The sequence below is a fragment of the Pseudoxanthomonas sp. LjRoot206 genome (assembly GCF_056175725.1).
The window spans coordinates 819,465-842,535 of the sequence record NZ_JBGFFI010000001.1 but is presented as its reverse complement, the minus strand read 5'-3'; the positions used below and the strand labels follow the sequence as shown (position 1 = coordinate 842,535).

At 69.9% G+C, this 23,071-nt stretch carries 19 protein-coding genes and 1 other RNA gene; 12 read left to right on the top strand and 8 right to left on the bottom strand.

Features of this window, described 5'->3' with window-relative positions; all coding sequences use genetic code 11:
* Positions 1-85: 85 nt before the first annotated feature.
* A complete protein-coding gene (grpE, locus tag AC04MD_RS04210) occupies positions 86-607 on the bottom strand; it encodes a nucleotide exchange factor GrpE (RefSeq protein ID WP_475496061.1) in 522 nt (173 codons plus the stop codon).
* Positions 608-649: 42 nt separating this feature from the next.
* Positions 650-1,699, bottom strand: coding sequence for a heat-inducible transcriptional repressor HrcA (gene hrcA / locus AC04MD_RS04205; protein ID WP_475496060.1), 1,050 nt, complete (start codon positions 1,697-1,699; stop codon positions 650-652).
* 87 nt (positions 1,700-1,786) lie between these two features.
* Between hrcA and recN the strand changes: the two genes are divergently transcribed.
* On the top strand, positions 1,787-3,454 hold the full coding sequence (gene recN, locus AC04MD_RS04200) for a DNA repair protein RecN (protein WP_475496059.1): 1,668 nt from the start codon (positions 1,787-1,789) through the stop codon (positions 3,452-3,454).
* Positions 3,455-3,550: 96 nt separating this feature from the next.
* Here recN and fur read toward each other — a convergent pair whose 3' ends face one another.
* Positions 3,551-3,955 (bottom strand): ferric iron uptake transcriptional regulator, encoded by a 405-nt coding sequence (gene fur, locus AC04MD_RS04195; RefSeq protein ID WP_475496058.1) that lies wholly within the window; start codon positions 3,953-3,955, stop codon positions 3,551-3,553.
* A 103-nt stretch (positions 3,956-4,058) separates the two neighbouring features.
* Between fur and AC04MD_RS04190 the strand changes: the two genes are divergently transcribed.
* A complete protein-coding gene (locus AC04MD_RS04190) occupies positions 4,059-4,454 on the top strand; it encodes an outer membrane protein assembly factor BamE (protein ID WP_475496057.1) in 396 nt (131 codons plus the stop codon).
* A gap of 4 nt (positions 4,455-4,458) precedes the next feature.
* On the opposite strand, the gene AC04MD_RS04185 is transcribed toward AC04MD_RS04190, so the two are convergent.
* Both AC04MD_RS04185 and AC04MD_RS04180 read right to left on the bottom strand, forming a co-directional pair.
* Complete coding sequence (locus AC04MD_RS04185; protein WP_475496056.1) at positions 4,459-4,704, bottom strand: RnfH family protein; 246 nt, start codon at positions 4,702-4,704, stop codon at positions 4,459-4,461.
* Position 4,705: 1 nt separating this feature from the next.
* Complete coding sequence (locus AC04MD_RS04180) at positions 4,706-5,134, bottom strand: type II toxin-antitoxin system RatA family toxin (RefSeq protein WP_475496055.1); 429 nt, start codon at positions 5,132-5,134, stop codon at positions 4,706-4,708.
* A 41-nt stretch (positions 5,135-5,175) separates the two neighbouring features.
* Between AC04MD_RS04180 and smpB the strand changes: the two genes are divergently transcribed.
* The 8 genes from smpB to AC04MD_RS04140 all read left to right on the top strand — a co-directional run bounded on the left by smpB (position 5,176) and on the right by AC04MD_RS04140 (position 15,205).
* Positions 5,176-5,664, top strand: a complete 489-nt coding sequence (smpB, locus tag AC04MD_RS04175) for an SsrA-binding protein SmpB (RefSeq protein WP_475496054.1) — start codon at positions 5,176-5,178, stop codon at positions 5,662-5,664.
* Positions 5,665-5,847: 183 nt separating this feature from the next.
* Positions 5,848-6,201: a transfer-messenger RNA gene (gene ssrA / locus AC04MD_RS04170) on the top strand.
* A gap of 123 nt (positions 6,202-6,324) precedes the next feature.
* The gene (locus tag AC04MD_RS04165) at positions 6,325-7,002 is read left to right on the top strand and encodes a DUF3348 domain-containing protein (protein WP_475496053.1); all 678 of its coding nucleotides are present in this window, start codon (positions 6,325-6,327) and stop codon (positions 7,000-7,002) included.
* On the top strand, positions 6,999-9,086 hold the full coding sequence (locus AC04MD_RS04160) for a DUF802 domain-containing protein (protein WP_475496052.1): 2,088 nt from the start codon (positions 6,999-7,001) through the stop codon (positions 9,084-9,086). Before AC04MD_RS04165 ends, AC04MD_RS04160 begins: the two co-directional genes overlap by 4 nt.
* A complete protein-coding gene (locus AC04MD_RS04155; RefSeq protein WP_475496051.1) occupies positions 9,083-9,724 on the top strand; it encodes an OmpA family protein in 642 nt (213 codons plus the stop codon). The genes AC04MD_RS04160 and AC04MD_RS04155 overlap by 4 nt, the downstream gene beginning before the upstream one ends.
* Positions 9,724-10,347: a DUF2894 domain-containing protein gene (locus AC04MD_RS04150; RefSeq protein WP_475496050.1), complete on the top strand. Its 624-nt coding sequence runs from the start codon at positions 9,724-9,726 to the stop codon at positions 10,345-10,347. The genes AC04MD_RS04155 and AC04MD_RS04150 overlap by 1 nt, the downstream gene beginning before the upstream one ends.
* A gap of 750 nt (positions 10,348-11,097) precedes the next feature.
* The gene (locus AC04MD_RS04145) at positions 11,098-11,442 is read left to right on the top strand and encodes a nuclear transport factor 2 family protein (RefSeq protein ID WP_475496049.1); all 345 of its coding nucleotides are present in this window, start codon (positions 11,098-11,100) and stop codon (positions 11,440-11,442) included.
* A 121-nt stretch (positions 11,443-11,563) separates the two neighbouring features.
* Entirely contained in the window at positions 11,564-15,205 is a 3,642-nt protein-coding gene (locus tag AC04MD_RS04140; protein WP_475496048.1) for a hypothetical protein, read from the top strand.
* Between the two features lie 5 nt (positions 15,206-15,210).
* Here AC04MD_RS04140 and AC04MD_RS04135 read toward each other — a convergent pair whose 3' ends face one another.
* Positions 15,211-16,527 (bottom strand): exo-beta-N-acetylmuramidase NamZ family protein, encoded by a 1,317-nt coding sequence (locus tag AC04MD_RS04135; protein WP_475496047.1) that lies wholly within the window; start codon positions 16,525-16,527, stop codon positions 15,211-15,213.
* Positions 16,528-16,675: 148 nt separating this feature from the next.
* Here AC04MD_RS04135 and AC04MD_RS04130 point away from each other — a divergent pair, with 148 nt between their 5' ends.
* A complete protein-coding gene (locus tag AC04MD_RS04130) occupies positions 16,676-18,724 on the top strand; it encodes a hypothetical protein (RefSeq protein WP_475496046.1) in 2,049 nt (682 codons plus the stop codon).
* A gap of 34 nt (positions 18,725-18,758) precedes the next feature.
* On the opposite strand, the gene AC04MD_RS04125 is transcribed toward AC04MD_RS04130, so the two are convergent.
* Positions 18,759-21,122 (bottom strand): Tex family protein, encoded by a 2,364-nt coding sequence (locus AC04MD_RS04125; protein WP_475496045.1) that lies wholly within the window; start codon positions 21,120-21,122, stop codon positions 18,759-18,761.
* A gap of 153 nt (positions 21,123-21,275) precedes the next feature.
* Here AC04MD_RS04125 and pip point away from each other — a divergent pair, with 153 nt between their 5' ends.
* Positions 21,276-22,232, top strand: coding sequence for a prolyl aminopeptidase (gene pip / locus AC04MD_RS04120; RefSeq protein WP_475496044.1), 957 nt, complete (start codon positions 21,276-21,278; stop codon positions 22,230-22,232).
* Between the two features lie 60 nt (positions 22,233-22,292).
* On the opposite strand, the gene AC04MD_RS04115 is transcribed toward pip, so the two are convergent.
* Positions 22,293-22,967, bottom strand: a complete 675-nt coding sequence (locus AC04MD_RS04115; RefSeq protein ID WP_475496043.1) for a YiaD family glycine zipper/OmpA-like lipoprotein — start codon at positions 22,965-22,967, stop codon at positions 22,293-22,295.
* Between the last annotated feature and the right edge of the window lie 104 nt (positions 22,968-23,071).

Below are 23,071 nucleotides of genomic sequence, written 5' to 3'. Positions count from 1 at the left end.
CTGATGTTGGACCCGGCGATCGGCCGGGTGGATGGTCCCGATATAGGGATGCGATGACGCGGTTCAAGCGCCATCGCGAGGGTGTTCAGTCGTGCTTCGCGACCACGACCAGCGCCGGGCGCAGCAGGCGGCCGTTGAGCACGTAGCCCTTCTGGAACACCTGCACCACGCTGCCGGGGGCCGCACCGGGGGCGTCGGCCTGGCTGATGGCCTGGTGGTGCTCCGGATCGAAGGCTTGGCCGGTCGGATCGACCAGGGTCAGGCCGTTGTCCCCGGCGACCTTCAACAACTGCTTGAAGGTCAGCTCCAGGCCGTCTTTCAGCGGACTGGGGTCCGTACCCGCAGCGGCCAGGCCGGCGTCCAGGCTGTCGAACACCGGCAGCAGGTCGCCGAGCAGGCGCTCATTGGCGAACTTGCGGGCCTGCTCGATGTCGCGGGCCACGCGCTTGCGCTGGTTTTCCAGGTCGGCGCGCTCCAGCAGCGTGGCGGCGCGCAGCTGGTCCAGCTCGTTGCGCAGCGTTTCCAGTTCGGCCAGCAGGGCCGCATCGGTCTCGGAAGCCTCGGGCGACGGGCCCGGGGGAAGGTCGTGTTCGTGCTGTTCGTTCATTTCGGTTCCCTGGCGGCAGGTCCGGCCGCCCAACCCGGGAACCTATGGGGCCGTGGATTCGGGATTCAAGGCCGCTCCCAGCACATCGGCCGCCGCCTGCACCACCGGAATCACCCGGTCGTAGGCCATGCGCGTGGGTCCGATCACCCCCAGCACGCCCAGCACCTGCCCGCCCGCCATGTACGGCGCGGTGACCACCGACACGCCGTCGTGCGGCGCCAGCCCGGTGTCCTCGCCGATGAAGATACGCACGCCTGGCGCGCGGATCGTGCGCTCCAGCAGCTGCAGGATCTCGCGCTTGCGGGCGAATGCCTCGAACAGGTCACGCAGCCGTTCCAGGTCGGACAGCTCCTGCACGCCCATCAGCCGGGTCTGTCCGGCCAACACCACGTCGTCGCCGGGCGGTGTCAGCGCCTGCTCGGCCAGTTCGATGGACTCGGCCAGCAGCCCTTCCATTTCGGTCTGCGCCCGGCGCAGGTCGCGCAGCAGGTTGGCGCGGATCTCGGACAGCGGCCGGCCGGCGAACTGGGTGTTCAGGTAATTGGAAATGCGCTCGAGCTCGGAGCGCTCGTACGGGCGCCGCGTCTCGATGACGCGGTTCTGCACGTCGTTGTCGGCGAACACCAGGATCGCCATCACCCGCTGCCCGTCCAGCGGCACGAAGTCGATGTAACGGAAGGCGAACTGCTCCCGGCGCGGCACGCTGACCACGCCGACGAAGTGGGTCATCGCCGACAGCAGCTCGGAGGCGTTGCCCAGCAACGCCTGGGTGCCGGCGCCGGTCGACAGTTCGGCGCGCAGGCGCGCGACTTCGCCGTCGCCCAGCGATTTCACCTGCACCAGGCTGTCGACGAACACCCGGTAACCTTGCGCTGTCGGGATACGGCCGGCCGAGGTGTGGGGCGAACTCAGCAGCCCGACCTCTTCCAGCTCCGACAGGATGTTGCGGATGGTCGCCGGACTGACCTCCAGCCCGGCGTGCCGGGCCAGTGTCTGCGACCCCACCGGCTCGCCGTCGTGGATGTAACGCGAGATCAGCGTGCGCAGCAGCTGGCGGGCGCGCGGATCCAGCGGGGGCGACGGCGTGTTCATGACAGCTAGATAGCGTCGCGCCCTCGCCTTTGCAAGCCGGCCCAGGGTGTCTCAGGCGGTGAGCCGGCTGCGCTTACAATCCGCCGCATGCTCAGACATCTCGCCCTGAAGGATTTCGCCGTGGTCCGCGCCGCCGAACTGGAATTCGGCGACGGCATGACCGTCATTTCCGGTGAAACCGGCGCCGGCAAGTCATTGCTGGTGGACGCCCTGGGCTTCCTGTCCGGCCTGCGCGCCGACAGTGCCGTGGTGCGCCACGGCGCCGAACGCGCCGAACTGTCCGCCGAGTTCTCCGCCGCCGCCGGATCGCCCGCGCAGGCCTGGCTGGCCGACAACGAACTGGACGACGACGGCCAATGCCAGCTGCGCCGGGTGATCCGCGCCGATGGCGGCTCGCGCGCCTGGATCAACGGCCGCAGCGTGACGCTGTCGCAACTGGCCGAACTGGCCGGCCGGCTGGTGGAAATCCACGGCCAGCACGAGCACCAGGCCCTGCTGGCACGCAACAGCCAGCTGGACCTGCTCGATGCCTTCGCCCGCAACGACGGCGAGCGCGCCGCCGTCCGCGAGGCGGCCCGCCGCTGGACCGCGCTGCTGCGCGAACGCGAACAGCTCTCCGGCCAAGGCGACGTATCCGACCGGATCAACTACCTGGAACACCAACTGGCGGAGCTACAGCGCGAGGACCTCGCTCCTGCCGCGCTTGAGGCGCTGGTGGCCAGCCACCGCCGGCAGGCGCATGCGAGCGGCCTGATCCAGGCCTGCGATGCGGCGCTGGGGCAGCTCGCCGGCGACGACACGCCCTCGCTGACGCGGCAACTGCAGCAGGTCCGGGCCGATCTCGCCCGGCAGGCGGAACACGAACCGCGCCTGCGCGACGTGGACGCGCTGCTGGACGGCGCGGCGATCCAGGTCGAGGAGGCCCTGTCCCTGCTCGGCCAGGTGCGCGACGACCTCGACGCCGAACCGGTGCAGTTCGACGCGCTGGAACGCAAGCTCGCCCGCGTGCACGACCTCGCGCGCAAGCACCGCGTGCCGCTCGATGGCCTGCAGGAACAGCACGACCGCCTGGCCGCCGAGCTGGACTCGCTGCGCGGCGCCGGCGAGCGCCTGCTCGTGCTCAACGGCGAGATCGCCACCGCCAAGTCGCAGTGGCGCGATGAGGCCGGCGCGCTGACGCGCACCCGCCAGCGTGCGGCCAAGGCGCTGGGCGACACCACGACCGCGCTGATCGCCGAGCTGGGCATGGGCGGGGGCCGCTTCGAGATCGAACTGGAGCCGCAGGACGGCGACCGCCCGGACCCCACCGGCGCCGAACGCGTCGAGTTCCTGGTCTCCGCCAACGCCGGCCAGCCGCCGCGCGCGTTGCGCAAGGTCGCCTCGGGCGGCGAACTGGCCCGCATCTCGCTGGCCATCGAAGTCGCCGCGCTCGGCCTGGACGCCGTGCCCACGATGGTCTTCGACGAGGTGGACACCGGCATCGGCGGCGCAGTGGCCGAGATCGTCGGCCAGAAGCTGCGCGCGCTCGGTGCCGAGCGGCAGGTCCTGTGCGTCACCCATCTGCCGCAGGTCGCCGCGCAGGGTCACGCCCACTACCGGGTCAGCAAGGCGCCGGTGGACGGCATGACCCAGAGCGCGGTCGAAAAGCTCGGCGCGAAACAGCGGGAAGAGGAACTCGCCCGCATGCTCGGTGGCGTGGAAGTCAGCAAGGAAGCCCACGCTGCGGCCAAGCGGCTGCTCGCGAACGCGGTCTGACGCCTATCCGACTTTCCTGTGGGGGCGACGCAAGTCGCGATGCCGAGCCGGTGATGCGACGTCGCGATTGACGTCGCTCCCACAGCCCCTCGGATGTCAGCGCTTCTTGCGCACGTAGAGCACCAGCGAGTGCTCTTCCAGGATGTAGCCATGCTGGGCGGCGATCTCGCGCTGCAGCTTCTCGATCTCGGCGCTTTCGAATTCGATGATCTTGCCGGTGTCCACGTCGACCATGTGGTCGTGGTGGCCGCCGCGGTCCAGTTCGTAGACGGCCTGGCCGCCCTCGAAGTTGTGCTTCAGCACCAGACCCGCGGCCTCGAACTGGGTCAGCACGCGGTAGACGGTCGCCAGGCCGATCTCGTCGCCGTGGTCGAGCAACTGGCGATAGATGTCTTCCGCGCTGAAGTGGTGCTGGTGGTTCTTCTGCTCCAGCAACTCCAGGATGCGCATCCGCGGGTGGGTGACCTTGAGGCCGACTTTGCGAAGGTCCTGCGATTCCATGGCGTCTCCGTTCACTCTCGGTTTAGCGCCAGCTGCCTGAAGCTCGGTTGCGGCGGTGCGTGGAAGTGTATCATCGGCCCGGTTTCCCACCGTATCTGTCCCAATGCGCAAATTCCTGCTGGTTGCCGTCCTCGCTTCCGCCACCGCTGGCTGCGGCATCCTCTACAAGCAGCCGATCTACCAGGGCAACCTGATCGAGAAGACGGCCGTGGACCAGCTGCAGGCAGGCCAGAGCAAGCAGCAGGTGCAGTCGTTGCTGGGCAGTCCGTCGATCGCGGACCCCTTCCACGCCGACCGCTGGGACTACACCGCGAGCAACCGCACCAACCGCCGCGGCACCACCGAGATCAAGAACCTCACGCTGATCTTCAACGGCGGCGTGCTGGCCAGCTGGGAAGGCGAGTATTTCCCCGAGGCCGACCTGCAACTGTCGCGCGACGTGCGCAAGTTCGGTCCGAACCTCGCCAAGGAAAAGAAGAAGGGCGGCCGCCGCCGCTAAGCGCTCAACCGCGCGCCCGACGCCGGCGCGCTTCCTTGGGATCGAGCAGCAAGGGCCGCAGCACTTCCACGCGGTCGCCTTCGTTCAGCACCGTATCGGGCGTGGCATTCACGCCATGCACCGCGACCGCCGCGCCATCCTCGTCATAGCCGCTGGCCGCCAGCGCTTCGGCCACGGTCGCGCCCTCCCGCAGGTCCAGTAGCACCGAATCGAAGCGGTGCGGCCACGCACGGATCACCTCCACCCGCATGTCATTCCCCACGGTCGGCCGCGCGCACGAAGTCGTCGACCATGCGGTCCGCCAGCCCCTGGAAGCCCAGCGCCATCGCGGGCGCCAACAGCCGGCTGGACGGCTCGAACTCCAGCGTCAGCGTGACCTTGCAGGCCGACTCGTCTAGTGCGTGGAAGTCCCAGCGGCCGTGCAGCTTGCGGAACGGCCCATCGACCAGGTTCATGTCGATGCGGTGCGGACGGTCCAGCGCGTTCTCGGTGGTGAACCAGGTGCGCAGCGAGCCCAGCCCCAGGTCCAGCCGGGCGACCAGCCTGTCCTCGCCCTGTTCGATCAGCTCGGCGGCGCTGCACCAGTCGAACCGGCGCGGGTACGCCGCCACGTCGTTGACCAGGTCGAACATCCGGGTGGCCGAGTGTTCGACCAGGGCGCTGCGGCGGATCGTATGCATGTGGCTCGCGTAGGGTTCCGCCTTCGGCGACAATAGGACGGATGGCAAAGAAACCGGACAAGAATAAAGCAACGGGCACGATCGCGCTGAACAAGCGCGCGCGGCACGAATACCACTTCGAAGAGCGCTACGAGGCGGGCCTCGCCCTGCAGGGCTGGGAGCTCAAGGCCATCCGCGCCGGCCGCGCCAACATCACCGAGGCCTACGCGATCGTCCGCCATGGCGAGATCTTCCTGTTCGGCGCGCAGATCACCCCGCTGATCCAGGCCTCCAGCCACGTGGTGACCGACGACCGTCGCACCCGCAAGCTGCTGCTGCACCGGAACGAGATCGACAGCCTGATCGGCAAGGTCGAACGCGACGGCTACACACTGGTGCCTACTTCGCTGTACTGGAAGGGCAACAAGGTGAAGGCCGAGGTGGCGCTGGCCAAGGGCAAGCAGACCCACGACAAGCGCGCTACCGAGAAGGACCGCGACTGGGCGCGCGAGAAGTCGCGCGTGATGCGCCGGCACAACAAGGACGCGTGAAGCCTGGTGTGGCTGTGGGAGCGACGTAAGTCGCGAAAAGGGCGTCCGGCTGGCCCGATCGCGACTTACGTCGCTCCCACAGCCGGCTTCAATGATGCGAAGGCTGAATACCCGCGCCCTCGTGCCTTGTGAAGCAGGATGCTCACCCCTACACTTGCCTTTGTCAGGTTGTTTCTGACTCCCGGGGGTGCACTGGCTTCGACGGGGGTTGCAAAATTACCTGGTGCATGCCGAGGGGGCAGCTTTCCTCGTAAATCCAGCGGCAAAACTCTAGTTGCCAACGACGACAACTACGCTCTCGCCGCTTAAGGCGTAAGCCCCGAACCCACTTGTGCCCGTGCTCGTCGGTGTAGGGTCATTATCACGGAACCGGCTGTGACGGCTGCCTGTCAGTCATGGCTTAACCAAAACAGGCTGGTTCCCGGATGCGCTTTGCGCGCCGTGCTGTCGGGGAACGAGACCTAACGGAGCGCTAAGCATGTAGTACCGGGGATGGCGTGCCTTCGGACGGGGGTTCAATTCCCCCCACCTCCACCATCTTGAAGAGAAGCCGGAACCGCGAGGTTCCGGCTTTTTCTTTTCCGCTTTTCCGTGCTCGTCTCAGGCTGGACCTGAATCCGGCCAGCCGGCTTGGCGCATCCTGTAAAATCGCCGTCTTTTTTGAGCGTCAGCGTGGCATTACCGCATTCCCGGGCGGCCGTCTCGGCCCCCGCCTTCGTCCGGCGCCTCGCGCGGCTGGGCGAGGTCGAGCTGCCTCCCTCGGGGCCCGGCCTGTCCGACCGGCTGGGCCAGTGGCTCGACTGGAACCGCGCCGTCGCGCTGTCCCGGGCACTCGACTCCACCCCGTCCGCCGGTACGCCGTCCGATCCCGCCGCCGACGAAGCGGCGTGCGTCCGTGCGCGCGCGACCCTGGTGGCGGCGATCACGCGTCCGGACGCCGCCGGCAGCGCGGCCGAGGCCGACTTCGCGCCGTTCCGGCGGAAATGCCTGGACCTGCAGCGCGCCATGCAGGCGTCCACCGGTCAGCTGCGTGGCCGGCTGCGCGACGCGCTGGCGAAAGGCTCGGCCGAGCAGGCGCGCCTGGCCGAGGTCGATGCGGTCGTGGAAATGACGCTCAGTCCGCGCGAGCAATCGCTGCTGGCCGCCACGCCCGCCCTGCTCGGCCAGCACTTCGAGCGGTTGAAGCAGGCCAACGCCGACGCTGCCGACGACGCCTGGCTCGGCCCCTTCCGCCGCGACCTGCAGGACGTATTGCTCGCCGAGCTCGAGGTCCGCTTCCATCCCATCGACGCGCTGCTCGCCGCGCTTCGTTCTTCACCTGCTTCCGGAACACCATGAACCGACACGTCTTCCTCGCGCCCCTGTTCCTGCTGGGCCTCGCCATCGTCACCTGGATCGGCGTGGGCTACGTCGGCACGCACGCGCTGGGCGTGGTGGTCACCCTGGTGATCGCCGCCTGCTACGTCGCCGGTGCGGTCGAGCTGCACCGCTATCGCCAGGCCACCGCCTCGCTGGCCTCTGCGCTCGCGGATACGTCCGCCGCCAGGGACGGACTGTCGGCGTGGCTGTCGTCGTTGCACGCCAGCCTGCGCCCGTCGGTGCGCCAGCGGATCGAGGGCGGCCGCGTCGCCCTGCCCGCGCCGGCGCTGACGCCGTACGTGGTCGGCCTGCTGGTGCTGCTGGGCATGCTCGGCACCCTGCTCGGCATGATGGTCACGCTGCGCGGCACCGGCCTGGCGCTGGAAAGCGCCACCGACATCGACGCGATCCGCGGCTCGCTGGCCGCGCCGGTGAAGGGCCTGGGCTTCGCCTTCGGCACCTCGATCGCGGGCGTGGCCACGTCGGCGGTGCTGGGTCTGCTGGCGGCGCTGTGCCGGCGCGAGCGCGCCGAGGTCGTGCATGCGCTGGACGCCGAGATCGGCAGCTCGCTGCACATGCATTCGCAGGCGTTCCAGCGCGAGGAATCCTTCCGCCTGCTGCAGCAGCAGGCCGCGTTGATGCCGGACCTGGTCGAACGCCTGCAGGCGATGGTGGCGTCGATCGAAACGCAGAACGCCGCCGCCGGCGAACGGCTGGTGGCCAGCCAGAGCGCCTTCCATGAGCGCAGCGAAGCCGCGCAGGCGCAGTTGGCCGGCGTGCTGGAGAACGTGCTGAAGACCGGTGTCGATGCGAGCGCGCGGGCCGTCGTTGCCGCCCTGCAACCGTCGACCGAAGCCACCCTCGCCGGGCTCGCCCGCGAAAGCGCCGCGATGCAGGCCACGGTCACCGGGGCCGTGCAGCGCCAGCTGGAGGGCCTGAGCGCCGGCTTCGGCGCCGCCACCACCGCGGCCGCGGCCAGCTGGGCCACCGCGCTCGAGCAACAGCGGCAATCGAATGGCAATCTGTCGTCGGACATGCAGGCGCTGGCCGATCGCCTCGCCACCGCCTTTGAGCAGCGTTCGACCACGCTGGTCGACACGGTCGCGTCGCGCATGGAAGACAACGCGTCGGCGCTGAGCGAACGCTGGGACCAGGTCCTGTCGCGCCAGGACGCCAGCCATGCCGGCGTCGCCGCGCGCAACGAACAGGCCCTGGCCGCCACCGCCGCCGACGTGCAGCGCCACGCGACCACGCTGCTCGACGCGATCGCCGCCTCGCACACCGATGTCCAGCAGGCGCTTGCCACGCAGGACGAACAGCGTCTCGCGGCCTGGGCCGAAAGGCTGGCCGCGACCGGCGCCACCCTGCAGACCCAGTGGGAGCAGGCCGGCGCGCGCACTGCGCAGCTGCAGCAGGAGATCTGCGACGCCCTCGCCCGCAGCGCGCAGGACATCACCAGCCAGGCGCAGGCGCATGCCGCGCAGACCATCGCCGAGATCTCGCAACTCGTGCAGGTCGCCTCGGAAGCGCCGCGCGCGGCCGCCGACGTCATCGCCGAACTGCGGCAGAAGCTCTCCGACAGCATGGTCCGCGACACCACCATGCTGGAGGAGCGCAACCAGCTGATGGGCACGCTGCAGACCCTGCTCGATGCGGTGAACCACGCTTCGACCGAGCAGCGCGGCGCCATCGATGCGCTGGTCGCCACGTCGGCCGACCTGCTCGACCGCGTCGGCACCCGTTTCACCGACCACGTCGAAGCCGAGACCGGCAAGCTCGGCGGCATCGCCGCACAGGTCGCCGCCGGCGCCACCGAAGTCGCCAGCCTCGGCGATGCGCTCGGCACCGCGGTGCATGCGTTCGGCCAGTCGAACGAGGCACTGCTGGAGCGCCTGCAGGGCATCGAAGGCGCGCTCGACCGCTCGCTGGCGCGCAGCGATGACCAGCTCGCGTATTACGTGGCGCAGGCGCGCGAGGTCATCGACCTCAGCCTGTCCGCGCAGCGGCAGATCACCCACGACCTGCAGCAGCTGGGCGGCGCGCAGCCGGCGGAAGCCGCGTGAGCGTCGAGACCGGAGACGACACCGACCTTGGTGCGCCCGTCTGGGCGAGCTTCGGCGACCTGATGTCGGTGCTGCTTGGCGCCTTCGTGCTGGTGCTGGTCGGCGTGATCGCCGTGCAGGCGCAGCTGTCGCAGCGGCTGGACGAGGAAGTGAAACGGCGCGAACTGGAAGCGCAGCAACGCAAGGCGCTGGAAGAGGCGCTGGCCGAACCGCTGGCCGCCGGCCGGGTGACGATCGTGGACGGCCGCATCGGCATTCGCGGCAACGTGCTGTTCGCGCTGAACTCCGACCAGTTGCAGCCGGAGGGCCGCGAGTTGCTGAAGGGCCTGGCCGCGCCGCTGGCCGGCTACCTGCGCACGCGCGACGAGATCCTGATGGTCAGCGGTTTCACCGACGACCGCCAGGTCAGCGGCAACAACCGCCAGTTCGCCGACAACTGGGAACTGTCCGCGCAGCGCTCGCTGACCGTCACCCGCACGCTGATCGCCGATGGCGTGCCGTCATCGTCGGTGTTCGCGGCGGCGTTCGGCGCCGAACAGCCGGTCAGCGCGAACGACAGCGAGGACGGCCGCGCGCGCAACCGCCGCGTCGAGATCGCGCCGATCCCGCGGCCCGCCAAGCGCGAGGCCACGCCCTGATGGACGGCGACGCCCTGCCCGTCGCCGCGCAGCTGCAGGCCTGGCGCATGCGCGGCGCCGAGCGCATGGATCCCGTGCGCTTCGCCTTCCTCGATGCGCTGGCGACGCGTGCGCATGCGCATGAAGGCGCGGCCCGCCGGCTGCTGGACGCGCGCCTGGCCACGCTGGTCGCGGCCTACGCCAGCGATCTCGCCGGCTGGACACCGCGGTCGCCGCAGACGACGTCCGATGGCGGCGCACTGCGTGCGCTGGTGACCGCGTTGCAGGATCGCGTTCCCGTGCAGGCGACGGGCGCGCACGCCGATACGCCGGTCGGCCAGGCACCGGCCGTGCTGGAGGAAGCCCGCCGCGTGTGGACGCAGGTGCGTACCGACAGCCAGCTGCGCGCCTCGCTCGACGACGTGCCCGCCGATGCCGGTCCGCTCAACTCGGGCATGCTGGTCCACCGTGCGCTGCATGTCATGCGCGAGGTGTCGCCCGGCTATCTGCAGCACTTCATCGCCTACGCCGACACGCTGTCGTCGCTGGAACGCCTGCAGGCCCACGTCGCTGCGCTGACGCCCGCCTCCGCAGACCCCGCCAAACCCGCCGGCCGCAGCCGCGCGCGCAAACGCCGCGCCTGAGACGTACCCGGGCCGCCCCTGCTAGTGTGAGTGAGGCGCTCGGATCGCCTCTCACGCGTTGTCGGGCTCCGCAGATGGCATTCGGAGCTCCATCGCTCGGGCCCCAAGCTCCGTGGATCGAGCGCCGAGCTCCATCGATCGAGCGTTGCGCACCGGCGATCGAGCCTGGAGCCCCATCGATCGGGCGCGATGTGCCATCGCATGGCGCTTTTTGCTCCATCGATGAGGCTCAATGTGCCATCGATGGCATTCCGCGCGCCATCGATCGAGCCCAGACGCCCATCGATCGCGCTCGACGTGCCATCCCATGGCTGCTTTTTGCTCCATCGATCAGGCTCAAAGTGCCATCGGTGGGATTCGGAGCTCCATCATTGGCATTCCGAGCCCCATCGATCGCCTTCCGAGCTCCATCGATGGCCTTCGGAGCCCGGTCCCGGACGTCGCTTGTTACTTTTCCAGCTGCTGCCGCACCGACGCGGCATCGTGGATCGCCGCCATGTGGACGCAGCGGCCGTCATGGACCTCGTAGACGGCGTACTCGGTGACTCGAACGAGGCGCCGGTGGGCGCGACGCCGACGAACGCGCTGACCGGCGTGCCGGTGTTGACCAGCTGCGCGCCGAGGGGGCGCCGTCGACGATCAGGTCGGTCTCGAACATTCGGATTCCTTGCCTGTGTCATCGGGGAAGATGGCGTCAGGTCAAGCCGCGCGCTTCCTCCTGCCGTCGTGATCAGCGACTACGACTGCCTGATGCAGGCGAACCTCCAGCGCGTGTTCGGCGAGCGCGACGCGGAACGGCGCCTCGACGCGATCCGCACGCTGTACGCCGACGACGCGGTGTTGAACGAACCGCATGCCAGCGTGCAGGGGCATGTCGCCATCCGCGATGCCGTCACCGCCCTGCTCGCCAGCCTGCCGGCGGCGTTCGTGTTCACCGCCGCAGGACCGGCCAGCGGCCATCACGGCATCGGCCGCTTGCTGTGGCGCTCAGGCCCGGCACGAGGTCCCGTCGCGGTCACTGGCATGGACATCGCGCAGATCGAAGACGGCCGCATCCGCGTGCTGACCGTGTCCGTGGATGCGCCTGCCGCATAGCCGTGCACAAGCCACGTCACTGCGTGTAAACGCGTGAATGTGCCGGACGGTGGCCTTATCCCGAAGCGCGACGCGTTGGCTGATAACGATGCCCACGGGCCCGAGGCTAGCGAGGATCGCCATGACGGACACCGACGCCACGCGCACGCAGGACCGCGTCCTGCCGGACACGATCCCCGCGGACGAACGCAGCGCCCTCCACGAACGCGAAGGCGCGCTGCGTCGCGACGGCGACACCACGTCGCTGCGCTCCACCGTCGGCCTGGCCCTGTCCGGCGGCGGCATCCGCAGTGCGACGTTCTGCATCGGGCTGCTGCGTGGACTGGCGCGCAACGGTGTGCTGCCGCGGCTGGACTACCTGTCCACCGTGTCCGGCGGTGGTTACGCGGGCGCGGCGTTCGGGCGGCTGGTCTCGGCACTGGGCCTGGTGCGTGCGCAGGCGCTGCTCCAGCGCAACGATTCGATGGCGCTGGCGTGGCTGCGCCGCTACGGCCGCTACCTGACGCCGCGCGGCGCGCGCGATTACGGCGCCGCCTTCGCCACCTACCTGCGCGCCGGCATCGCCATCCATCTCGAATTCGGCCTGATGGCCATGCTGGCCGGCTGCCTGCTGGTGTTGCCGCACTTCCTGCAGAACGACCTCAGCCTGCTCGCCACCGAGCAGTGGGAAGGCTGGGCGAGCGCGTGGTGGCCGTTGGCCGCGGCCTGCTGGCTGGCGCTGGTGCCGGGCAGCCTGGTCAGTTACTGGATGCTGCGCGACGTGATTCCCGAGCCCGGGAACGCGGAGCCGAAAGGCGCGCGCATCGCGTTCGGCGATCTGGTCGTCATCGCCGCGGCGGCGGCGACGGCGGTATGGATCGGCATCACCGTGTGGGTACCGGGCTCGGGCTGGTGGCGCGCGCCGCCGTTGCTGGTCGCGCTGATGCTGGGCCTGGCCAGCGTGGCCGTGCACGGCACGGTGTTGGCCGTGCGTTGCCTGCGCTCGCGCGGCCAGGCGCGCGGCGTGGCCAATGCGCAGTTGCGCAACCGCATGACCTCGCAACTGCGGCTGTTCAACCTGGTCACCCTGTTGCTGGTCGCCGCCGGCGCACTCGACCTGCTGAGCTGGTGGCTGATGAACGTGCTGCAGTCCGACAGCGCGTGGGTCTACGGCGGCCTGGGCGTGGGCGGCGTGCTGCTGGCGGTGGTGCGTGCCTACGCGGAACCGCTGCAGAAGCTGGCCAACGCCGACGACGGTCCGTCGCTGGGCCTGGGACCACGCCTGCTCAACCTGCTCGGCATCGGCGTGGCCCTGCTGTTGCTGCTGGCATGGGTGACGCTGGTGCAGTGGTGGGTGTTCGATGCGGTGCCGGCGGTGGCGCAGCTGCCGGTGCTGGACAACCGCGGTGGCCGCCTCGGCCTGCTCGCCGCGGCGCTGGTCGCGTGGCTGCTGCTGACCGCATGGAATGCGGAGACGGCGAACACCTCGTCGATGCACAACTTCTACCGTGCGCGGTTGACGCGCGCCTACCTGGGCGTGGGCAATCCGGCGCGCAAACTGGACGACCTGCCATCGCCCGGACCCGCCGGTGCCGACAACCCGGAGCGCGTGTCCGATGTCACCAGCGTCGTGCCCGGCGACGACGTGGCGCTGGCCGACTACCGGCCCGAACTGAAGGGCGGCCCGCTGCACCTGGTCAACGTCTGCCTCAACCAGACGCGCGGCGGGCGCAGCGGCCTGTACAACGCCGACCGCAAGGGCGAATCGATGATCGCCTCGGCACGCGGGCTGGAAGTCGCGCGCGAAGGCACGCCGGTGCTGCTGCAGACCGGACTGGACACGCTGGGCCGCTGGGTCGCGATCTCCGGTGCGGCCGCCGCGCCGGGCGCGGGTGCGTACACCACGCGCGGCTGGGCACTGCTGCTGTTCCTCGCCGGCGCAAGGTTGGGCTACTGGCTGAAGGTGGGACGCGAGCGTGCGTTCCAGCCGGCCTCGCGATTCCGCGAAGCGCTGCGCGGGTCCAAGGCCGGCCGGCTGCTGTCCGAGGCGATGGGCAAGTTCCATGGCCAGAGTGCGGCAAGCTGGTACCTGTCCGACGGCGGCCACTTCGACAACACCGGCGTGCATGCGCTGCTGCGCCGGCAACTGGACTTCATCATCCTGGCCGACTGCGGCGCCGATCCGCAGTACCAGTTCGGCGACCTGGAGAACCTGGTGCGCAAGGCGCGCATCGATTTCGGCACCGACATCGAGTTCTACACGCACGAAAGCGCGGGCCGGCTGCCGCTGCCGACCGACAGCCAGATCAACATCCTGGCACCGGAAGACCTGCGCAACCTGTACACCGCGCGCGGCGTGCTGCTGGCGCGCATCCGGTATCCGGAAGCCGACGGCGAGCGTCGCGTCGGCACGCTGCTGGTGGTGAAGCCCAACCTGCACTGGGCGCTGGACAGCGACGTGCTGGCCTATGCCGGCCGCAATCCGCTGTTCCCGCAGCAGCCGACCTCGGACCAGTTCTTCGACGAGGCGCAGTGGGAGAGCTACCACCGGCTGGGCGAGGACTTCGGCGAGGCGCTGCATCCGCGCTGGCTGGCGCGCATTCCCGGCTGGTCCTCGCCGGTGGAAGGCGACGACGAGCTGCCGCCGCTGCGCCGGCTGCAGTTCCGCCCGAGCGAACCGGATGCGGCGGCAGCGCCGTTCTGGCGCGTCAACGCGAAGACCGCGGCGATCGGCGCCACCGTCGGCCTGGGCGTGCTGGTGACCTTGCTGGTGCCGCTGATGCAGGTGTTCGACCGCATCGAGGTCAGCCGGCAGGCGACCGTGGACCGCACGGTGCAGCACATCGACACGGTCACCGCCGCGCTGGACCGCTGGCAGGAAACGCCGGAGGTCCCACCGCCGGCCAGCGATGCGGAGAAGATGTCGATGGCCGCGCTGTACCGCCAGGTCGCCGACGTACGCGTCGAGGATGCCGGCGACAGCGACGCGGGCGCGCTGGTCTACCGCGCGCAACAGCAGTGCAGCATCGTGCCGACGGGAACCCTGGGCGGGTTCTGCCGGCAGGACACCTCGCCGTTCGCGAACCCCGAGCGCTCGGCGCTGTGCGAGTACGTGTGCACGCAGCCGGGTTTGCGCTACTACGGCTACTGGCAGGAGAGTCGCGACATCACGCCGCAGGCGGAGATACCGCTGGACCTGTCGCCTGAGGTCGGTGAGATGGCCGGTGCGTCGATAGGCGCACCGCCGGAGGTGGCACCGGTGATCGCGCCGCCGCCCGCTACCGATCCGGTGCCCTCGGCCGGTACCGACATCCCGATGCCGCCGCCTCCTCCGCCCCCGCCGCCGGTCGACAGCAGCCTGCAGGCCTGCCGCCAGGGCGACCGCGATGCGCTGGTGTACGTGCACGTCTACGACGAAGCCACGCGGGCGCGCGCGAACCTGGTCGCGCTTCCCGACGCGGACAGCGGCGTGCGCGTGCAGGGCATCGAGAACGTGGTCAGCACCGCGACGGCACGCAAGGCGCGCCCGCCGACGCCGTACCGCACGCCGACGCTGATCGTGCACGACCTCCCGCGACGGCAGGCCTGTGCCGATGCCGTCGCGGCCTGGGTGCAGCAGCGCATCGAGCCCTGGTACGGCAAGGACAACCCGGTCGCGATCGCGCCGTTACCGTCGCGTTTCCGCCCGGTCAACGGCGTAATCGAGTTGTGGCTGCCGCCGGTGGACAGCACCTACGGCGGCCACCGCGAGACGTCGAAGTGGGCCAACGCGCAGGCGCGCTGAGCGCGTCAGTCCCGCGCGGCCGACGGCGCCGGATACAGCAGGTAGCGCTGGCGGAGCACACCGAACTCCACCAGCCCCAGCCGCCAGCGCGCTTCGATGGCGTCGAGGCTGTCGCCGCGCGCGATCGCGTCGCGCAGCCACGGCACACCGGCCAGCCGATCGAAGAACGGCGGCTCGCCGGGCAGGAAGGCGAAGTCCTTCGGATGCTGGTCGTGCAACGCCTTCAGCACGGCGATGCCTGTGCGCACCGGACGGAACGCCGCACGGTCGGTCACATGCAGCTGCACGCCCGCGCAGGCCTCGCCCGCATGCTTGGAGAAGCTGGGCGTGAACCAGGTGGGGCGGAAGCGCACACCGGGCAAGTCCATCGCGTTGAGACGCGCGACGAGTGCCGGTGCGTCCACCCACGGCGCGCCCAGCGTCTCGAACGGCCGCGTGGTGCCGCGACCTTCCGACACGTTGGTGCCTTCGATCAGACCGGTGCCGGGATAGACCAGCGCGGTGTCCGGCGTGGGCATGTTGGGCGACGGCGGCACCCACGGCAGCGCATCGCGTAGCGGCGCGTCGCCGCGCTGCCAACCCTGCATGGTCACCACGTGCAGTTCGGCGCCGATGCCGAACTCGCGGTTGAACAGTTGGGCCAGTTCGCCCAGCGTCATGCCATGGCGCAGGGGAATGGGGAACAGGCCGACGAACGAGGCCAGCGCCGGATCCAGCACCGGCCCTTCGACCAGCACGCCACCTATGGGATCGGGACGGTCGGTGACGACGACGGGAATGCCGGCGTTCCTGGCCGCGCGCATCACCCCGGCCAGCGTGTACGGATACGTGTAGAAGCGCGTGCCGACATCCTGGATGTCGAACACCAGCACGTCGATGCCGGCCAGCATCTCAGGCGTGGGCTCGCGGTGTTCGCCGTACAGACTGTGCACCGGCAGGCCGGTGACGGCATCGCGCGAGGACGCCACCGTGTCGCCGGCCTGCACGTCGCCGCGCACGCCATGCTCGGGACCGAACAGCGCCACCAGCTTGACGTCCGGCTGCGCGGCCAGGCGGTCCACGCTGCTGCGCAACTGCGCATCCACCCCGGTGGCGTTGGTCACCAGTCCCACGCGCTTGCCGCGTAGCAGGTCCAGGCGCTGTTCCAGCAGCACCTCGATGCCGAGCCGCGGCGCGGCGACGGTGCAGTCGCAAGCGGGTTCACCGACCACGGGGTCCGCTGACAGCGCCGGCGCCATCGCGCCGCTGCACAGCAGCGCAAGCACCAGTCCGCGCGCCGCGGGGCGCAGTGCAGCATGCAGCGGATGCGGGAACCGGGGCATAGTGTCACCACCGTTTGCTATCGTTGTCGCGACGATAGCAGCCTGCGTCCGGCGCCGCGCGAAGGGGACTTCCGCCGGTACCGACGCATTCTTCCGTTGTCAGGTGAGGGATCCGATGTCCCGTACGGCGAAACGCATCATGCGCAGCATGTCTTTCCTTGTCATGGCCGGCGTGCTGGCCCCCGCGGCGGCCCAGCCCGCATCGAACCGCCTCGGCATTTCGCCCTCGGCGCAGTCGCAGGACTTCGTGGCGAACAAGCAGCAGTTCCAGCTGCACAGCCTGCTGACCGAGCAGCGCCATCCGCGCAGCTTCGACCTGAGCGCGCGCATCGGCGCCGACACGGCCGACGGCCTGTCTTCGTTGCTGGCGGTGGACGAGGACATCGCGAAGGCCTTGCAGGGCGTGGCCGACGATCCCGCACGCTTGGCTGCGCTGGAGACTGCGTCGCACGAGATCACCCGTGCGCTGCGCGAGGGCCATCGCCTGTACTTCTACGGCACCGGCTCCACCGGCCGGCTGGCCGAGACCATCGAGAGCGGCCTGTGGCGCCCGTTCTGGCAGCGCACGGCGACCTCGCCGGCGATGGCGAAGATCGAGGCGCGCTACCCCGGCCTGGGCGAGCGCGTGCGCGGCGAGATCACCGGCGGCGACCGTGCGCTGATCGCCTCGCTGGAAGGCTTCGAGGACATTCCCGAGATCGGTCGCCTGCAGCTGCAAGACAACGGCATCCGGCCGCAGGACCTGGTGTTCGCGGTCACCGAAGGCGGCGAAACCTCCGCAGTGATCGGCACCGCGCTGGCCGCCGCCGACCAGGCCGGCGCGGACGCGCGGCGCACATGGTTCGTCTACAACAATCCCGACGACGTGCTGCGCCCGTTCGAACGCAGCCGCCGCGTGCTGGACGACGCACGCATCACCAAGATCCCGCTGCCGACCGGACCGCAGGCGATCACCGGCTCCACCCGCATGCAGGCCACGACGACCAGCCTGTACGTGCTGGGCGTGGTGCTGGAAGACGCCACCCGCGCGCTGCTGCGCGAGGTACTGGGCGCCGACGAACTGGCGGCGCTTGGCTTCAACGACGCCAGCATCGCCGAGCGCCTGCGCGGCTTCGCCACGCTGCAGCAGACCGCCGCCGCCGCCGCGCCGAAACTCGCCGCATGGACCGACCGCGAGGCCGCCAGCTACGCCGGCGGACACCGCAGCACCTACCTCGCCACGCGTGCGCTGATGCCGGTGTTCGTCGACGTTACCGAGCGCGCACCGACGTTCCGCCTGGGCCCGCTGGATCCGGTCAACGCGACCGAACGCCGGTCGTGGATCCAGGTGTGGACGCCGGCCGCCGATGCCTCGCAGGCCTGGCGGGCGCTGCTGCACCGGCCCTTCCACGGGCTCGACAAGGCGCTGTACCTGCCGCCGTTCGAGACCGGCATCCCCGATCCCTACCTGCGCGAAGCCGCGCTGCGTGGCCTGTCCAACGCGGGCGACGAACAGCAGGCGCTGTACGACCTGTCGTACTCGCCGGCGAACATGCAACGCAACGCGCCGGCCGTTGGCGATTCCGGCGCGCTGATCCTGCTCGGCGACGAAGCGCACCAGCGGGCCAACAGGCAGTGGCTGCAGGCCGCCACCGCGACCGGTGCGGAACTGGTGCTGTTTTCCGTGTCCGCACGGCCACTGGATTCGGACGTGCTGCGCGACGTCGCCGCCCTGCCCCGTCCGGTGCCGGTGATCGCGGTAACGGTGCCGCAGCGCGATGCCTTCGAACTCAACCAGACCATCGCGCTGAAGATGCTGCTCAACGCGCATTCCACCGGCGTGATGGCCAAGCTGGGCCGCGTGGTCGGCAACACCATGACCAGCGTGCAGCCGGGCAACCTGAAACTGATCGGCCGCGCGACATGGCTGATCCTCTCGCACGTCAACGGCGTGCTGGAAACGCCGGCATGGCGCGATGCGTACGGCACGACCGCGACGTTGTCGTACGCGGAGGCGAACGCGATGCTGTTCGAGGCCATCGAACAGCGGCGCAACGCCGCTGGTGCGTCCGGCCTGCCGGAAGTGGAGCTGTCGGTGGTCGCCGTGCTGGAAGCGCTGAAGACCGGCACGCCGGTCGACTGGACCGCCGCGGCCACGACATTGCGTGCCGGCGGCCTGAACCGCTACCTGGCGCCTTACGCCACGGCCGCTCCCTGAGGAAACGCGCTCCCGATCCGGGAGCGCGTATCGATCAGCCCTGCCCCTTCGCCCGGGCGAACGCCGCGGCCAGCGCGTTGTCGGCCGGTGCAGCGGTCGTCTTCGCGGGTGCCGGACCACGCCGCTGGTCACGTAGATTGCCGCGATCCTGCCCGCGCGGCGGACGCGGATCGTTGCCGCGCGCCTCGCGCGGCGCCTGCGGCGCGGGCGCGTCGTCCAGGCGGCGCGTCAGCGCGATACGCTTGCGCGCCACGTCGACCTCCAGCACCTTCACCTTGACGATGTCGCCGGCCTTGACCACCTCGCGCGGATCCTTCACATAGCGGTCGGCCAGCGCGGAGATGTGGATCAGGCCATCCTGGTGCACGCCGATGTCGACGAAGGCGCCGAACGCGGCGACGTTGCTGACCACGCCTTCCAGGATCATGCCCTCGCGCAGGTCCTTGATGTCCTCCACGCCATCGGCGAAGCGCGCGGCCTTGAACTCGGGACGCGGATCGCGGCCGGGCTTTTCCAGTTCCTTGAGGATGTCGCGGATGGTCGGCACGCCGAACCTGTCGTCGGTGTACTGCTCGGGTTTCACCGCGCGCAGGAACACGATGTCGCCGACGATATGCTTCACTTGCCGGCCGCTGCCGGCGAGGATGCGCTCGACCACCGGATAGGCTTCCGGATGCACGGACGAGGCATCCAGCGGTTCGTCGCCGTCGGCGATGCGCAGGAAGCCGGCGCATTGCTCGAAGGTCTTCTCGCCCAGGCGCGGCACGCCGAGCAGCGCCTTGCGCGTGCGGAATGCACCGTGTTCGTCGCGGAAGCGGACGATGTTCTCGGCCACCGTCGACGACAGGCCGGACACGCGCGTCAACAGCGCGGCCGAGGCGGTGTTGACGTCCACGCCGACCGCGTTGACGCAGTCCTCGACGCGCGCATCCAGCGCGCGCGCCAGGCGGAACTGGTCGACGTCATGCTGGTACTGGCCGACGCCGATCGCCTTCGGCTCGATCTTCACCAGCTCCGCCAGCGGATCCTGCAGGCGGCGCGCGATCGAGACCGCGCCACGGATGCTGACGTCGAGGTCGGGGAATTCCTTCGCCGCGAATTCGGACGCCGAGTACACCGACGCGCCCGCTTCGCTGACGACGATCTTGTCCATCTTCAGCTCGGACGCCTGCTTGATGAGGTCGCCGGCCAGCTTGTCGGTCTCGCGGCTGGCGGTGCCGTTGCCGATCGCGATCAGGTCGACCTGGTGCTTCGTGCACAGCGCACGCAGCACGTGCAGCGACTGGTCCCACTGGCGCTTCGGCTCGTGCGGATAGATCGTCGCGGTGTCGACCAGCTTGCCGGTGCGGTCGACGACGGCGACCTTCACGCCGGTGCGCAGGCCGGGATCGAGGCCGAGCACGGCCTTCGGCCCCGCAGGCGCGGCGAGCAGCAGGTCCTTGAGGTTGTCGCCGAACACGGTGATGGCCTCGGCTTCGGCCTTCTCGCGCGCCTGGTTGAACAGGTCGAGCAGCAGGTGCATGTGCAGCTTCGCCTTCCAGGTCAGGCGGCAGGCGTCCAGCAGCCACTTGTCGGCGGCACGGCCCTGCGCCGACACACCGGCGTGCACGGCCACGCGGCCTTCGGCCTGCTGGTGGCCGGCCTCCGCCTCCATGCCGGGATCCAGGTCGAGCAGCAGGATCTCTTCACGCCGCGCACGGAACAGCGCGAGCAGGCGGTGCGAGGGAATCTTCGACAGCGCTTCGGCATGGTCGAAATAGTCGCGGTACTTCGCGCCTTCGGTTTCCTTGCCTTCGGCCACCCTGGCGCGGATCACGCCGACCTCGGTCATCCAGCCGCGCAGTTCGCCCACCAGCGCAGCGTTCTCGCCCCAGCGCTCCATCAGGATGGCGCGGGCGCCGTCGAGCGCGGCCTTGGCGTCGGCGACGCCCTTGTCGGCATCGACATACGCGGCGGCCGCGGCTTCCGGCACCTGGGTGGGGTCGGCGAGCAGACCATCGGCCAGCGGCTCCAGCCCGGCTTCGCGGGCGATCTGCGCGCGCGTGCGGCGCTTCTGCTTGTACGGCAGGTAGAGGTCTTCCAGGCGCGCCTTGCTGTCGGCGGCCTCGATGTCGGCACGGAGTTCGTCCGTCAGCTTGCCCTGCTCCTCGATGCTGGCGAGCACGGCGACGCGGCGGTCTTCCAGTTCGCGCAGGTAGGTCAGGCGCGTTTCGAGGTTGCGCAGCTGGGTGTCGTCCAGCCCGCCGGTGACTTCCTTTCGGTAGCGCGCGATGAAGGGCACGGTGGCGCCTTCGTCTAGCAAGGCGATGGCGGCCTTGGCCTGGGCGGTCTGCGCGCCGATCTCGGCGGCGATGGTGGCGGCGATGTGCTGGGCGATCTGGGGATTGCGGTCTTGCATTGCGTCCGTACTGGAAATCCCGATGGACCGGGAGGGACTTCGATTGTCGCAACGGATGGCGACCGGGGAAACGGGTTGACAGGCAGGTCGGTTGCGGGCTGACGGACGCGGCCCCGCTGGCTATGCTCGGCTGCCCCGCACGGACCCTGCCGCATGCGCACGCTGTATCCCGAGACCACGCCCTACCGCACGCACACCGTGCCCGTCGATCCGCTGCACACGCTGCACGTGGAGGAATGCGGCAAGCCGGACGGTATCCCGGTGATCTTCCTGCACGGCGGGCCGGGCGCCGGCCTGTCGCCGCTGCATCGCCGCTTCTTCGACCCCGCACGCTACCGCATCGTGCTGTTCGACCAGCGCGGCACGGGCCGCTCCACGCCGTTCGGCGAGCTGCGCGACAACACCACTGCGCACCTGGTTGCCGATATCGAGACGATCCGCAGGCGGTTGGGCATCGACCGCTGGCTGGTGTTCGGCGGCTCGTGGGGCTCGACGCTGGCGCTCGCCTACGCGCAGGCGCATCCGCAGCACGCGACCGGTGTGATCGTGCGCGGCGTCTACCTCGGCCGCGAAGAAGAGAACCGCTGGTTCAACGAGGCCGACGGTGGGGCGCGCTGGATCTTCCCGGAGCGCTGGGCGCGCTACGAGGCGCTGATTCCCGAAGACGAGCGCGGCGCGATGATCGACGCCTACTGGCGGCGCATGGACAGCGCGGACGAGGCGACGCAGCTCGAGGCCGGACTGGCCTGGCTGGGTTGGGAGGATCACGCCGCGACCCTGGTCCACGATCCCGGCGCCGATGCGGCCCAAGATCCGCTCAAGGTGCTGGCGAAGGCGCGCATCGAGGCGCACTACTTCCGCCACCACGCGTTCCTGGAACACGGTCAGCTGCTGCGGCACGTCGACCGCATCCGCCACCTGCCCGGCGTCATCGTGCAGGGCCGCTACGACATCATCTGCCCGCCGCGCAGTGCCTGGGACCTCGCGCAGGCGTGGCCGGAAGCACGGCTGGAGATGGTACTGGCCGGCCACAGCGCCACCGAACCGGCGATCGCCGATGCGCTGGTGCGCGCGACGGATGCATTCGCCGACCGGGCGAGCCAGGCCTGAAACAGGAACGGGCCGCACAGGGCGGCCCGTTCGCGATACGCGTTGTGACGCAGTGACGGCTTACGAACGTACCGGCAGCACGCGGACTTCCACGCGGCGGTTCATCGCACGGCCCGACTCGGTATCGTTGCTGGCGATGGGATAGCGCTTGCCCATGCCGACGATCTCGAAACGCTCGCGCTGCAGGCCCTGCCCGATCAGGTAGTTGCCGACCGACGCGGCGCGCTGTTCCGACAGGCGCTGGTTGACCGCGTCGGTGCCGACGCTGTCGGTGTGGCCGCTGACTTCCACGATGGTCTGGTTGTACTCGCGCAGCGTGGCGGCGACGTTGTTGAGGGCGGGATAGAACTGCGACTTCAGGTCGGCCTTGCCGAAGTCGAAGGTCACGCCGTCCGGCAGGTTGAGCTTGATGACGTCGCCATCGCGGCTGACGTCGATGCCGGTACCGGCGGTCTGGCGGCGCAGTTCAGCTTCCTGGCGGTCCTGGTAGGCGCCGATGGCGCCACCGGTGAGCCCGCCCACGCCGGCACCGACCAGCGCGCGCTGGCGGCGCTCGGTGGCATCGCCACCGCTCAGCAGGCCGGCGACCGCGCCGATGCCGGCGCCGATCAGCGCGCCACGCTGGGTGCGGTTGGGGTCGTTGGGATCGCTGGTCTGGCCGGTATAGCTGGCGCAACCGCCCAGCATCGTCACGGTGAGCGCCGCAAGGGCGCCGGTTTTCAGCATCGCATTCATGGATGTCTCCTGGGTGGCTTGCGGTGGAGCGGAACGGACGCAAGCCTACCCAGCGAAATGTCTACGACGTGCGATTTGAGCCCTGTTCATTCAGGTGGCGGCGG

Bases quoted from the DNA above. Each gene is read 5' to 3' on its own strand.
- grpE (WP_475496061.1), bottom strand. From the start codon at position 607: ATGAACGAACAGCACGAACACGACCTTCCCCCGGGCCCGTCGCCCGAG.
- hrcA (WP_475496060.1), bottom strand. From the start codon at position 1,699: ATGAACACGCCGTCGCCCCCGCTGGATCCGCGCGCCCGCCAGCTGCTG.
- recN (WP_475496059.1), top strand. From the start codon at position 1,787: ATGCTCAGACATCTCGCCCTGAAGGATTTCGCCGTGGTCCGCGCCGCC.
- fur (WP_475496058.1), bottom strand. From the start codon at position 3,955: ATGGAATCGCAGGACCTTCGCAAAGTCGGCCTCAAGGTCACCCACCCG.
- AC04MD_RS04190 (WP_475496057.1), top strand. From the start codon at position 4,059: ATGCGCAAATTCCTGCTGGTTGCCGTCCTCGCTTCCGCCACCGCTGGC.
- AC04MD_RS04185 (WP_475496056.1), bottom strand. From the start codon at position 4,704: ATGCGGGTGGAGGTGATCCGTGCGTGGCCGCACCGCTTCGATTCGGTG.
- AC04MD_RS04180 (WP_475496055.1), bottom strand. From the start codon at position 5,134: ATGCATACGATCCGCCGCAGCGCCCTGGTCGAACACTCGGCCACCCGG.
- smpB (WP_475496054.1), top strand. From the start codon at position 5,176: ATGGCAAAGAAACCGGACAAGAATAAAGCAACGGGCACGATCGCGCTG.
- AC04MD_RS04160 (WP_475496052.1), top strand. From the start codon at position 6,999: ATGAACCGACACGTCTTCCTCGCGCCCCTGTTCCTGCTGGGCCTCGCC.
- AC04MD_RS04150 (WP_475496050.1), top strand. From the start codon at position 9,724: ATGGACGGCGACGCCCTGCCCGTCGCCGCGCAGCTGCAGGCCTGGCGC.
- AC04MD_RS04145 (WP_475496049.1), top strand. From the start codon at position 11,098: ATGCAGGCGAACCTCCAGCGCGTGTTCGGCGAGCGCGACGCGGAACGG.
- AC04MD_RS04140 (WP_475496048.1), top strand. From the start codon at position 11,564: ATGACGGACACCGACGCCACGCGCACGCAGGACCGCGTCCTGCCGGAC.
- AC04MD_RS04135 (WP_475496047.1), bottom strand. From the start codon at position 16,527: ATGCCCCGGTTCCCGCATCCGCTGCATGCTGCACTGCGCCCCGCGGCG.
- AC04MD_RS04130 (WP_475496046.1), top strand. From the start codon at position 16,676: ATGTCTTTCCTTGTCATGGCCGGCGTGCTGGCCCCCGCGGCGGCCCAG.
- AC04MD_RS04125 (WP_475496045.1), bottom strand. From the start codon at position 21,122: ATGCAAGACCGCAATCCCCAGATCGCCCAGCACATCGCCGCCACCATC.
- pip (WP_475496044.1), top strand. From the start codon at position 21,276: ATGCGCACGCTGTATCCCGAGACCACGCCCTACCGCACGCACACCGTG.
- AC04MD_RS04115 (WP_475496043.1), bottom strand. From the start codon at position 22,967: ATGAATGCGATGCTGAAAACCGGCGCCCTTGCGGCGCTCACCGTGACG.